13 protein-coding genes are annotated in these 13,292 nt (G+C 43.3%); all 13 read right to left on the bottom strand.

Going from position 1 to position 13,292, the window contains the following annotated elements:
• Positions 1-412 precede the first annotated feature (412 nt).
• The 13 genes from lysS to BLV00_RS20950 all read right to left on the bottom strand — a co-directional run bounded on the left by lysS (position 413) and on the right by BLV00_RS20950 (position 13,229).
• The gene (lysS, locus tag BLV00_RS21010) at positions 413-1,897 is read right to left on the bottom strand and encodes a lysine--tRNA ligase (protein ID WP_093046866.1); all 1,485 of its coding nucleotides are present in this window, start codon (positions 1,895-1,897) and stop codon (positions 413-415) included.
• Positions 1,898-2,220: 323 nt separating this feature from the next.
• A complete protein-coding gene (locus BLV00_RS21005; protein WP_093046865.1) occupies positions 2,221-2,463 on the bottom strand; it encodes a helix-turn-helix domain-containing protein in 243 nt (80 codons plus the stop codon).
• Positions 2,433-2,948, bottom strand: coding sequence for a 2-amino-4-hydroxy-6-hydroxymethyldihydropteridine diphosphokinase (gene folK, locus BLV00_RS21000; RefSeq protein ID WP_093046864.1), 516 nt, complete (start codon positions 2,946-2,948; stop codon positions 2,433-2,435). Before folK ends, BLV00_RS21005 begins: the two co-directional genes overlap by 31 nt.
• Positions 2,949-3,311: a dihydroneopterin aldolase gene (folB, locus tag BLV00_RS20995; protein ID WP_093046863.1), complete on the bottom strand. Its 363-nt coding sequence runs from the start codon at positions 3,309-3,311 to the stop codon at positions 2,949-2,951. It abuts the gene before it with no gap.
• Positions 3,312-3,313: 2 nt separating this feature from the next.
• Positions 3,314-4,138, bottom strand: coding sequence for a dihydropteroate synthase (folP, locus tag BLV00_RS20990; RefSeq protein WP_093046862.1), 825 nt, complete (start codon positions 4,136-4,138; stop codon positions 3,314-3,316).
• A gap of 342 nt (positions 4,139-4,480) precedes the next feature.
• The gene (gene cysK, locus BLV00_RS20985; protein WP_176791771.1) at positions 4,481-5,407 is read right to left on the bottom strand and encodes a cysteine synthase A; all 927 of its coding nucleotides are present in this window, start codon (positions 5,405-5,407) and stop codon (positions 4,481-4,483) included.
• Positions 5,408-5,495: 88 nt separating this feature from the next.
• Positions 5,496-6,386 carry an Hsp33 family molecular chaperone HslO gene (gene hslO, locus BLV00_RS20980; RefSeq protein WP_093046861.1) on the bottom strand — a complete coding sequence of 297 codons (891 nt, stop codon included), beginning with the start codon at positions 6,384-6,386 and terminating at the stop codon, positions 5,496-5,498.
• Between the two features lie 6 nt (positions 6,387-6,392).
• Entirely contained in the window at positions 6,393-7,184 is a 792-nt protein-coding gene (locus BLV00_RS20975; protein WP_093046860.1) for a type III pantothenate kinase, read from the bottom strand.
• Between the two features lie 170 nt (positions 7,185-7,354).
• Entirely contained in the window at positions 7,355-9,406 is a 2,052-nt protein-coding gene (gene ftsH, locus BLV00_RS20970; protein WP_093046859.1) for an ATP-dependent zinc metalloprotease FtsH, read from the bottom strand.
• Positions 9,407-9,525: 119 nt separating this feature from the next.
• Positions 9,526-10,062, bottom strand: coding sequence for a hypoxanthine phosphoribosyltransferase (gene hpt / locus BLV00_RS20965; protein WP_093046858.1), 537 nt, complete (start codon positions 10,060-10,062; stop codon positions 9,526-9,528).
• A gap of 12 nt (positions 10,063-10,074) precedes the next feature.
• On the bottom strand, positions 10,075-11,475 hold the full coding sequence (gene tilS, locus BLV00_RS20960; protein WP_093046857.1) for a tRNA lysidine(34) synthetase TilS: 1,401 nt from the start codon (positions 11,473-11,475) through the stop codon (positions 10,075-10,077).
• 94 nt (positions 11,476-11,569) lie between these two features.
• Positions 11,570-12,526, bottom strand: a complete 957-nt coding sequence (locus tag BLV00_RS20955) for a serine/threonine protein kinase (RefSeq protein ID WP_093046856.1) — start codon at positions 12,524-12,526, stop codon at positions 11,570-11,572.
• Positions 12,492-13,229, bottom strand: coding sequence for a vWA domain-containing protein (locus BLV00_RS20950; RefSeq protein ID WP_093046855.1), 738 nt, complete (start codon positions 13,227-13,229; stop codon positions 12,492-12,494). Before BLV00_RS20950 ends, BLV00_RS20955 begins: the two co-directional genes overlap by 35 nt.
• Positions 13,230-13,292: the final 63 nt, after the last annotated feature.

The following is a 13,292-nucleotide window of genomic DNA, read 5'->3' as shown; positions in this document are numbered from 1 at the left end:
TGCGTTGTTTTATTTCCTCATATAATGAAGAAATTAATTTGACGTACTGGTTGGTTCGTTCAGTTTTCAAAGATCAAATTGTTTTGCCGCTCAAATTGGCGACTTAATAAATATATCATGTAGTTGTTTTAAAGTCAACAACTTTTCGTGAATATTTTTTGGCTTGGTTGCTTTCTCTCTTAACGCAACGTTTAATAATTTATCATGGTTCTAGAAATCAATCAAGGGGAAATTAAAATATAAATTAATTCTGATTATTTAAGATTACTTTCAGTATTAAAAAGCTGGCTTAGTTACGTTTCTCATCCTTCGTTCTGCGCGTTCCGCACCAACATCAACACCTCAGATAAATGGGTGTAAACCTAAAAAGAACTCCGGCCAGTAATCAGCCGGAGTTCTTCTTTATTACATTCTATTCGCGATTTCTCATTTGCGGGAACAGTAATACGTCACGGATTGACGGTGAGTTGGTCAATAACATAACAAGACGATCGATCCCGATACCCAATCCGCCTGTCGGTGGCATCCCATATTCCAGAGATTCTAAAAAGTCTTCATCCATCATATGCGCCTCATCGTTACCTTGCTCTCTTTCTTTCAATTGACCCTCAAAGCGCTCACGTTGATCAATTGGATCATTTAACTCAGAGAAAGCATTCGCATGTTCACGGCCTACGATGAATAACTCAAAACGATCTGTGAAACGAGGATCTTCTGGATTCTTTTTAGCGAGTGGAGAGATTTCAATCGGATGACCATATACAAATGTAGGCTGAATCAATTTTTCTTCGACTCGCTGTTCGAAGAATTCATTTAAAATGTGTCCAAAGGTCATGGTTTCATTAATTTCAATACCCTGCTCTTTGGCTAAAGCCTTCGCTTCTTCATCACTCATCTCTTTCCAAAAATCTACCCCAGTATACTCTTTAACTAAGTCTGCCATATGGCGGCGATCCCATTTTGGCTCCAAATCAACCTCTACTTCTCCATAAGCCACTTTTGTGGTGCCAAGTACATCTTTGGCAATATGGGCAACTAGATTTTCAGTCAAGTCCATGACATCATGGAAATCTGCATAAGCCTCATAGAGTTCGAGCATGGTGAACTCTGGATTATGGCGGGTAGAAACTCCTTCATTTCGGAAAACTCGTCCAATTTCATATACTTTTTCTAGTCCACCTACAATCAAACGCTTCAAGTGAAGCTCGATAGCAATTCGCATGTATAAAGGAATATCAAGCGCATTGTGATGGGTAATGAAAGGTCGCGCAGATGCCCCGCCTGGGATTCCATGCATCATTGGCGTTTCTACTTCAAGGAAGCCAAGACCATCAAGGTAGCGACGCATCGATTGAATGATCTTACTACGTAAAACAAAGGTATCCCGGCTGTCCGGATTCGTAATCAAATCAAGATAACGCTGACGATAGCGTTGTTCTACATCTTTTAAGCCGTGAAATTTTTCTGGAAGAGGGCGCAATGATTTCGTAAGCATCGTGAATGCATCTGCTTTAACCGACAATTCCCCAACCTTTGTTTTAAAAACCGTGCCTGTAACACCGACAATATCACCCATATCTGCTGTGTTGAAAAGCTCATAAGCATCTTCCCCGACCCGATCTTTCCTTACGTAGATTTGAATTTGACCGCTCAAATCCTGGATATGGGCAAAACCAGCTTTCCCTTTTCCACGCTTCGTCATAATTCGTCCAGCAATGGTTGTGGTAATCTCCTTTTCTTCCAGTTCCTCTTTCGTGAAAGATTCGTATTGTTCTTTCAAATCCTCAGCTACATGGGTCCGTACAAACTTGTCCCCGAAAGGATCCAGACCTTTCTCACGATAAGAATCCAACTTTTCTCTACGCACCCGCATGAGATCATTCAATTCTTCTGTCACTACAATCACTCCATTTCCTATCTGGTGTAGATATAACAACGCCCTTCTCAGGCTGCCATTTGGCTACTATCTAAAAATGTTACGTTCTTCCATATAAAAACTGCCAGTATGACAACTGGCAGTATTACAGCTAAGATTTAGTATAGAAAAGACTTAATAAAGTGTCAACGTAAAGCATCAGGTCACTTTCATGCGTGCTACCAGATCATTTGAAAATTCATATAAGTTCCCTTACGTGTGTCTACCTGATTGATACGGTTGCGGGTTGCATACCCCAACGGTTGGTGCAAGCGACACGGTTCGGGATAGTAATGCCTTCAACCTTAAACATATAAATCCCCCTCTTGGCTGTTAGTCACGCGCCTAGTAGCAGCAATTTCTTCTAAAGGGACATCCAGCGTCTCAGCAATCAATTCCAGGGTAGCGTGTGTTGGTTGACGTACGCCCCGTTCCAACTCTCCAACCACCGATACGGACATATTCAATTTTTTTGAAAAATCCACTTGGGTCATGCCCTTTAGTTTTCTGAACCCTTTTATTCTTCTTCCCCATTGGTTGTCTGCCATGGAACTACTCCTTTTATTTCATCCTCAGGAATTTTATATAAAACAGCATCAACTGTCATGTTACGAGTAGGTATATAGGCATCTGGATTGATTTCCGCCAGCGGTACCATTACAAATGCCCGTTCATGCATATTAGGATGTGGTACAATCAGATGCTCTGATACAATACTTTCTTGATTATAGAGTAGTATGTCAAGATCTATTGTTCGAGGACCCCACTTGATTTCCCTTTTTCTTCCTAATTCCTGCTCGACGGATTGACATACGTCGAGAAGATCAACCGCTCTAAGTGTTGTCTCGACTTCGATCACCATATTTAAAAAGTCGCTTTGAGCTGTGTATCCCACCGGAACCGTTTCATATATGGCGGAAGATTGAGTTAAATTTATTTCCGCATGCTTCTTGAGTTCAGCTATCGCCTCATCCAAATAGTGTATTCTCGGTTCAATATTAGAACCCAAGGCAATATATACCTTATTCTTCATTCAATCACGGCTCCTGTATATCTCAATCGCCACCGATTGATAATGTCCTGGAATCGGTGGATCCGGCTTAATCACCTTAACCCGGCAGCCTTCTAGCTTTGAAAATGCGGCTAGTAAATCGTCTGCCACGTTTTCTGCAATTGCCTCTACCAGGTTTTTGGCTTCTCCTTCTACTACCGACTTGGTGACTTGATAAATTTCTCCGTAATCGATAGATGCATTCATATCATCGGTTTTTCCCGCTTCTTTCAAATCTACATCCAGCTCCAAATCTACATAAAAGCGCTGGCCGAGCTTATTTTCTTCAGGAAAAAGCCCATGGTATCCATAGAACTCCATTTTATTTACATATATTTTATCCATACTCATTCTCCTTTACCTAGCATAGCGTCCATCATTTTCACCATGCGTACAACTGGTTTGACATCATGGACCCTTACCATATGAGCACCCTTTGATATACCGAGACAAACAGTTGCACCGGTCCCTTCCATACGTTCTTCAGCAGGAAGATCAAGGATTTGTCCGATGAACCTTTTTCGGGATGTCGCCAAAAGGAGAGGGTAGTTCAAGTCCTGAAATGCTTCCAGATGACGCAAGACAATCAGATTGTCCTCATGTTCTTTGGCAAAACCGATGCCGGGATCCAGGATGATATTTTCATCCCGGACACCAGCCTGTTTGGCGATGGTTATACTTTCATGCAAGTCTTGTATCATGTCTTCAATCAAATTCCGGTAATTTTTATTAGTCCGATTATGCATCAGTATAATTGGGACATCCAGACTTGCTGCTACCTCAGCCATATGTGCATCTTTTTTAGCCCCCCAGACATCATTGATAATGTCTGCTCCGGCTTCGATTGCCTGTCTGGCAACTTCCGCTTTATAAGTATCAATAGAAATCGGGATAGAAAGAGATGCGGAAAGTTTTTCGATCACCGGAAGCACCCGTTGAAGCTCTTCATCTTCCGAGACAGGTTCATGACCCGGGCGAGTGGATTCTCCGCCAACATCGATAATGTCAGCACCATCTTCTTCCATTGTTGCCGCTTGTTCTATCGCTTTCTCTATATCAACGAACTTTCCGCCATCTGAGAAAGAATCAGGGGTGACATTCAAAATCCCCATTACTAATGACTTTTCATCTAAATCATATACTCGCTTCTTTGTAGTCAATGTAAAACCCATCGTTATATCCTCATTTCCGTACAGTATATCCCTTGTCTATTTTACACTATTTGAAGAATGAATTCATTGCTCACCCCCGACAAGCTTAAGCCAAGCCTTGCCGTGATGTTTGTCGTACTTTCATTCCAATTAAGTTTAATAAAGGGTTAAAGTATAAGTAAAACGAAGGCTTTCGCCATAAACCATTGGCGATAAGCCTTCGTTTTACTTATCACAGAGAGGATTGACTTATGACCTCGAGGGGGAGGCACTAGAGCTGGATGCAGCCCTTTTTTTGGTTTTCCCAGAAAACCAAAAAAAGGGCTGTGCCACTTCTGCTTGTGACACAGCCCCCCGCTATTATTACTCATCTTCAAATTGATAGAGTGGTGTGGAAAGATACCTTTCCCCATTACTCGGAAGAATTGCGAGTACTTTTTTTCCTTTTCCTAACTCCTTGGCTACTTTCTTAGCAGCGTGAATGGCTGCACCAGAAGAAACTCCTCCTAAGATGCCATCTTTCCGCGCTGCTTCCCTGGCAGCCTCATAAGCTTCATCATTAGAAACCTGAAGCACCTCATCATAGATATCCGTCTCCAAGATGCTGGGGACAAATCCTGCACCGATTCCCTGAATTTTGTGGGGACCAGGTTGACCGCCAGATAATACAGGGGAGGCTTCCGGTTCTACTGCATAAATTTTGATGTCTTTGTAATGCTTTTTTAATACTTTGCCGGCACCGGTTATTGTACCACCGGTTCCGATTCCAGATATGAATGCATCTAATTGATCACCCATTTGCTCGACAATCTCTGGTCCTGTTGTCTTTTCATGGATATCAGGGTTTGCGGGGTTATTGAATTGCTGGGGCATGAAGTAGCCATACTCCTTTTGCAGTTCTTCCGCTTTTTGAATCGCACCTTTCATCCCATCTGCCCCTGGTGTAAGTACTAAGTCTGCACCGTAGGCTCGCAACAGGTTGCGTCGTTCCTGACTCATGGTGTCAGGCATGACCAAAACCGTTTTATACCCTTTTGCTGTTGCAATCATTGCCAGACCGATACCCGTGTTTCCGCTTGTCGGTTCCACAATTGTATCGCCTTCCTTCAACTGACCATTTTCTTCGCCAGCCTCAATCATCGCGAGAGCAATACGATCTTTTACGGAACTCCCGGGATTCATAAATTCAAGCTTCAAGTATATATCCGCACTGTTTTCGTCCACGCCGCCATTCAGCTTGACGACAGGCGTATTCCCTACAAGCTCACTGACATTTTTAGCAATTCTCATTATCTCACTCCTAAAACCAAGTATTTTTATAGGATTTATTAATAATGTACGCAAAATCTTTTAAAATGTCAAACAATTTGAAGTTATTTTAACGATTTCCACCTTTGTTACTGGATTGCATTTCCTGCAAGTCTTTCACATCGAAATGGTAAGCTTCATTGCAAAAATGACATTTTGCTTCTGCCCCATGATCTTCTTCAATCATTGTTTGAAGTTCTGCGTCATCCAGGCTGGACAGTGCAACTTCTACACGTTCCCTTGAGCAACGGCACTTAAACTGTACGGGAACACGGTCAAGTATATGCAATGTTTCTTCTCCTAATAGTCTATTCAAAATCTCCTCCGGTGTATTACCTTCCCGGATCAGGCTGGAGATAGGAGGTATTTCAGTCAATCTTTTTTCGATGGTACTGATGGTTTCATCATCCGCTCCCGGCATCATTTGAATGATGAACCCACCAGCAGCAAGGATGGAATGATCGGTGTTAACCAGTACCCCAGCACCTACAGCGGAAGGCACCTGTTCAGAGTTCGCAAAGTAGTACGTGAAATCTTCGCTTACTTCCCCTGATACAATCGGAACCTGACCGGTGAAATGGTCTTTCATCCCTAAATCCTTAACAACACTTAAAGTACCCTCGGTGCCTACCGCTCGGGCTACATCCAATTTCCCTTTTTCATTCAAGTCAAAATCGACATGAGGGTTCTTTACATATCCTCTGACATTGCCATGTGCGTCAGCATCTACAATGACCGCTCCAATTGGCCCATTTCCTTCAAGTTTGATGGTAAGTTTATCTTCACCTTTAAGCATGGTCCCCATCATTGCACTAACTGTCAATGTCCGGCCGAGCGCAGCTGAAGTGGTTGCCCATGTATCCTGGCGGCGGCGCGCTTCCTCAACTGTCTCTGTAGATTGAATTGCGTAAGCACGGACCTTCCCTTCATAAGCGGTAGCACGAATTAAATAGTCTGCCATCTATCATCATTCTCCTTTGAATTCTTTTTTTTCTCTATTTCTTTGATATATCGTATAAAGACCCTTCAAGGTCAAATAGGGATCCACGACATCGATTGTCCTGGATTCACCCGCAATCAATCCGGCTAATCCGCCGGTAGCGATAACCTTAGGATTAGATGGAGCTGTCTCTTTCATTCTTCTCACAACTTCATCCACTTGTCCGACATAACCGAAGAAAACACCGGATTGCATCGCCTCCACGGTACTTTGACCGACTACCTGACCTGGGTTTTTTATTTCGATTTTAGGAAGCTTGGCCGCTTTAGCATAGAGAGCTTCCATAGAAACATTAATCCCCGGAGCTATTACACCCCCGAAGTACTCTTCTTTTTCATTGATATAACAATAAGTAGTAGCTGTACCGAAATCGATGATTACAAGCGGAGCGGTATGTTCTTGCAATGCACCCACTGCGTTGACAATCCGGTCGGCTCCGATTTCTTTTGGATTCGGATAAGCCATGGACAACCCTTCATCCACTTCTTCGGCGCCAATGATCATCGGCTTTCTTTCAAAATAAACACGGGACATGCGCTCTAAAGCGAACATAATCGGTGGTACTACGGAAGAAATAATTACCCCATCGATATCTGAAAAGGACAACCCTTCATGATCGAGCAGTGATTTGATCAACATACCAAATTCATCTTCTGTTTTATATCTATCCGTTTTGATACGCCACTGATACTTCAATTTATCTGCTTCAAAAACCCCAAGTACGGTGTTTGTATTCCCCACATCCAACACAAATATCATGACCTGACCCCACTTTATATATCGTTTTTGCGCTTTTATCATAACACACTACTCATTCATGCTTTATGATATATTTTCCTGCCAATCCAAAGCAAGGCCAAAGGCTTATCATTAAAAATAACAATATAAAAAGTCACGCTGCATTGGTACAGCGTGACTTTTTATAAAAATTATTCTTTACGGTCCTGATCGTCTTTTTCTTCTGTTGCTTCCCTGTCACTCTCCACGGATGAGCCTTCAGCTGGTTCTGTAGGTTTATTATCCGTTTTGATTTCGTCCTCTTTCGTTTGGACATTGACACGGACATCAGAAGCATCAGTTTTAGTAGATGTTTCTTTTTTTCTTTCTTTTTCTCTTTTTTGCGCCAGTTCTTCTAACTCTTCCTGGGTAGGAAGGCGGCCTTTTTCGAAAAGGGATTTGATTTCAGTCGCATCCAATGTTTCGATTTCCAGCAATGTAGAAGCAACCAACTCTAGTTTATCGCGGTTTTCTGTAAGAATCGTTTTGGCACGCTCATAGCAATAATTGATGAAGTTCTGTACTTCTTTATCAATATCATAAGCGATCTGATCACTGTAATTCTGTTCATTCTGAATGTCACGGCCAAGGAAGACCTGTCCACCAGAATTAGAACCGAATTGCAACGGGCCTAATTTTTCACTCATGCCATACTCAGTAACCATCTTACGGGCAATGCTTGTAGCACGCTGGAAGTCATTATGAGCACCGGTACTTACTTCGCCGAAAATGACTTCTTCCGCTACACGCCCACCGAGCAGCCCGGTAATCTTGTCAAACAGTTCCGGTTTGGTCATGAAATAACGGTCTTCACGCGGAAGCATGACAGCATAGCCGCCAGCCTGCCCACGAGGCACGATTGTAACCTTGTGTACCATATCTGCATCGTCTAATACCATGCCGATGATGGTATGTCCACTTTCGTGATAAGCCACGATGTTGCGCTCTTTCTTAGAAATGACCCTGCTCTTCTTAGCAGGACCAGCAATGACACGATCAATCGCTTCATCGACATCTTCCATGTCAATACTATCTTTGTCACCACGCGCCGCTACAAGCGCCGCTTCATTCAGTAAGTTTTCCAAATCTGCACCTGAGAAACCAGGTGTACGCATTGCAATTGTCTTCAAGTCCACATCTTTACTTAATGGTTTATCTTTAGCATGAACCGCAAGCACTTCTTGTCTTCCTTTTACATCAGGACGATCGACTGTAATTTGACGGTCAAAACGACCTGGACGCAGTAAGGCTGGGTCTAAAATGTCCGGACGGTTAGTTGCTGCGATAATGATGATTCCTTCGTTTACACCGAAACCATCCATCTCGACTAGCAATTGGTTCAAGGTTTGTTCACGCTCATCGTGACCGCCGCCAAGCCCTGCACCACGTTGACGTCCAACTGCATCAATCTCATCAATGAAAATGATACATGGTGCATTCTTTTTAGCATTTTCAAACAAGTCACGTACACGGGACGCACCGACACCGACGAACATTTCTACGAAGTCGGAACCACTGATGGAGAAAAACGGAACACCTGCTTCTCCTGCAACAGCACGGGCAAGCAAGGTTTTACCTGTACCTGGAGGTCCTACTAACAGGACACCCTTCGGAATACGCGCACCGACTGCTGAGAATTTCCGAGGATCTTTAAGAAAGTCGACGACCTCCACAAGTTCCTGCTTCTCTTCATCTGCACCCGCCACGTCTTTGAAACGGACCTTTTTCTTTTCTTCCGTATATTGTTTTGCCTTACTTTTACCAAAGTTCATGACACGGCTGCCGCCGCCTTGAGCCTGGTTTAGCAAGAAGAAGAATAAGATGAATATGATGATGAACGGAATCATCGTTGTCAGGAACGATACCCAGGCACTAGGCTGTTCCTCTTCTTCTACGCTCAGAATACTTTGTTCCGTAGCAGTCTCGTAAACATTTGAAATCACTTGTTCATTTGCTGGAAGCTTGGCTGTGAAGGAATTCTCACCCTCTTCACCGCCATCTTTAAGCGTTCCTTTGACTTGATACACTCCATTGACAGGTTGAATCGTCATTTCTTCAATCTGACCGCTATTCAGCTGTTCATTGAACTGATTGACAGTCAGTGTTTTCTGTGGTTCACCTTGTCCTCTAAATAGACCGACTACGCCGATTACTACGAGGAAGATAAGTAAATAAAAGATTGTGTTACGAAATATCCGGTTCATTGCCTACCTCCTCCCAATCAACAAAAACTATATTAAATAGTATCATACTAAAAAGTACCAGCACAACTAATTACCCTTAAACAATATGTGAATATTTTGTGTTTTATACACCAACATTATTACCCTCCATAAACTTCCGGTTTCAACACTCCGATATAAGGAAGGTTCCGGTATTTTTCATCATAGTCAAGACCATAGCCTACAACAAATTCATCTGGCACTTCAAAGCCGATGATATCAGCCTTGATATGGGAAGTACGACCCGTCGGTTTATCCAATAAGGTGACGATCTTAATTGACTTCGCTTTACGATATTTGAATAGATCGACCAGATAGCTCAAGGTCAAGCCGCTATCGATGATATCTTCGATAATCAGTAAATCTCTTCCTTCAACCTGAGTATTCAGGTCTTTTTCAATCTTAACCTCTCCGGAAGACCTCATCCCTTCATAACTGGATACATCCATAAAGTCCATCTCTAAGTGTGTTTCTACTCGTTTAAGCAGGTCTCCCATAAACGGCATGGCACCTTTCAGGACGCCGATTGCCAGAGGAAATTTCCCCTCATACTCTTCGGTCAGCTGCGCACCAATTTCCTTACACTTCGCTTGTATTTCTTCTTCAGAAATTAATATTTCCTTAATTTCGCTATGCATTGTTTGCTCCTCCTACGTGTCTTCCTTTGGCTGTTTATAGTGTATTTGAAGCCATTCTCCCGGCCTCTCACTTTCTGGTCCTGCACTCTTCTTCAAGCCGACGAGCCACAGAATCTTTCCTGTCTGATCTGTGATGACCGGCCAACTATCCCTTAGTTCTTTCGGGATCTTGTGGTCAATGAAAATATCTTTGATTTTTTTTGAACCTTCCATACCCTTCCATGTCATACGATCGCCTGCACGGCGAGTCCGTACAATCAAAGGAAGCTCTACGTGAGTCAAATCACAAGTAAAGGTCCAAGTGTCCTCTCGCAAATGATTCCCAGATACCACCTTGGCAGAAAGTTCGGAACCGTCAGGCAACCGATATGTATCTCCTATATCAAGCGTGCTCCTATATGGGACAGGTTTTTCCGGATCGCCGAAATGAAGAGTAATCCTTTCGTAATTACGCTGTAACCATAATCCACCAGGCCAGTCCAGCTTGGCATTAGCGATATTCCGTGTCAAAAAATCAAAAAATTGTTCTTCATGTATATAAGAAAAATCTTCAGAGTTTCCATCATAAAGATAGTTTAATATTAGATGAAAGGACCTTCTTTGTAAAGCTATCGGAAACGCTTTGAATGCAGAAATGGAAAAAGACACTTTTTTAGGATTCTTCTCAAAATCAACTGCCTGCTCCAAGAGCTTTTCTGCCTCTCTTTCCAGATATTCTTGATCCTCTTTCACCACTTGGCTGAGCTTCCATAAATGTTCAACCAATTTCGGGTTTTCTTCTTTCAATAGCGGCAAAATCTTGTGTCGAAAATAATTCCTCGTATATTTCGTATCCTGGTTCGAAGCGTCTTCTCTTGGCTCGATGCGATGATCTTCGCAATAGGTGAGAATCGATTCCTTAGGGATGCCTAGAAAAGGCCGGATGATTTTTCCACCAGCAAATTCCCTTGTTACAGGAATACCTGTCAACCCTACAGGGTTCGCGCCTCTTACCAGGCGCATCACTATGGTTTCTGCCTGATCGTCCCCATGATGTCCCAATGCAAGAACATCCGCTTTCTTCTCTTCCATTTGCTGATGAAAAAAACGATAGCGTAAAGTACGGGCAGCTTGCTGTGTATTCAAGTGGTTCTGTTTCTTATACGTATGGACATCGATAGAAGTTCCAATAAACTCAATATTCCATTGCCTGGACATTTCTTCCACGTATTTCAAGTCTTCAGCGGAGGCTTCACCGCGAAGACCATGATCGACAGAAACAGCTATCAGCCTCAACTTCCACCGCTTGCGGATGGTCGTAAAATAATGAAGCAGCGCCATGGAATCCGGCCCGCCGGAAACAGCTACCAGAACTGTCTGCTCTGGTTTGAGCATTTGATTTCGTTCCATGAATGAATCGACAGCCGTTTTCATGTCCACTTCCACCTCAAGTAGTATTAGTATTTGATCAATACTGAACACCATTATCCTATCATTTGTAGCCATGCTACTGCAAAATATAGGAGCTTTACCAGGCAACTATCGAATATAGGAAATAAAAAAGAATGACTGAAATAAAAATCACTATTGCTTCCGCTGATGCGAATGACGTTTTTTCAGCTTCTTTTCTTCTGGAGACACGGGTGTTTTTCATTTCTGCGGCTTTATACTTTGCCGGGCTGCTCAACATGGAGGAAAGATCCCTTTTCATTTCTCTGCTATGACCATATCCCCCTGCCCACACTTTTTGAATAAGCGGACGATAAGGCTTTAAAACTGGCGCATGCTGTAATTTCTTTTCCAGGGTTTGCTTTGGTTGAGCACCTCGCTCAAATCGGCTTCCATAAGCGATTTCTAACATGACCATCGTGAGAGCAAATAAATCATAGGAAGGGTCGGCTTTCCTTGAACCCCTCTGCCAATAACCACGGTCGTAGAATTCTGTATACTCTTTAATCGCCCGACCGGTTTGCGTGGTCCCTCCCACATCAATCAAACGCAACTTAGGAGGAGGAGTGGTGACGAGCAGATTATCTGTCTTCAAATCTCCGAACACCCAACCCTGATCATGAAGTTCTTCTAAATCAGTCAATAATTGCAGCATCATGACCCCGAGCCACTCTTTTCCCTTACCACGAAGAAAACTGGCAAGTTCTGTCCCTCTCAGATACTCCATCACATAGTATGGGAAAGTAATACCATCAGGAGTCACCCAATCATCTACATCCAACAAAGAAGGCCCAAGGCGTTTTCCCTGGACCTTTTGAAAGGTTTTCAGAACATTCACTTCCGTAATGATCCTCGAACTGTCGGTACCAATCTTCAGTGCCGCCTGAACGCCATTTCGCTCACACAAATAGACAACACCACACGCACCTTCACCCAGCTTTTGAATCACCTGGTATTTCGTTCCGTTCCATTTCCCCCGGATAATGGTCCCTCGCTTTAAGTTAGTAACCAGTTTCTTCGTATGGTTCACTTGCATGTTTCATGCTCCCAAACAAGCTTTTTTTGCCGAACTGGTACATCGCTTCTTTCAAGGCTGGTCCAGTAGGCGTTATTCCTCCACTGGCCAACTTAGGAAAAACTTTAGAGATCCCGTCCAACTCCGGGGTCCAATCCATCAGCTTTTGAATCGGTTTTATTTTATTAGGGAAGCAGAAGATGCTGAAGCGATTGTTCCCAGACCGTGCATTCAGACTCAAAGACAAGTCAAAAAGAGCTTCCTTGACTGTAGAAAGCTTCGGAGTCATACTGGCACTCGTATCGACAAGAACCAGCACCTCAAGGTCACACGTTTCCCCGAGGTCTTCCACTACTTCCATCACCTCGCCACGTTGATCAGGAGGCAATTCTTCAAACGTCTGCTTCTCCCCAAGAATTTGTTTCAGTTCCTGGTTCACAACCCCCTGCAACGTTTGTGTCATTGCTTGTTTGGTGACCATCTGTACGGTCTGGGAAAGAGCCTTCTGATATACAATCTGGCTGACACCACCACCAGACATAGCAATCGCTTCAACTTCTTCCAGTCCATCCGGCTGCTCGCTTTGATCATCATCCAGTACTCCAATAACATTCACCGTGATACCTTGATTATTAGCGAGAGCAGCAACTGCTACTGGATCTTCCCCCTGATTCGAGCACCCATCCGTCAACAACAAGATTTGCTTCAATGTACCTTTTTTCACTGGATCACCCCTCCTGTTCGTTATCTTCATCATCGCCGAACATCGAGGGGTTTATACCTGTGC

Origin of the sequence: Thalassobacillus cyri, assembly GCF_900107755.1 — a bacterium.
GTDB classification, from domain to species: Bacteria; Bacillota; Bacilli; order Bacillales; family Halobacillaceae; genus Thalassobacillus; species Thalassobacillus cyri.
Note: the sequence above shows the minus strand (reverse complement) of the source record. Positions and strands in the feature narration are given on the sequence as shown.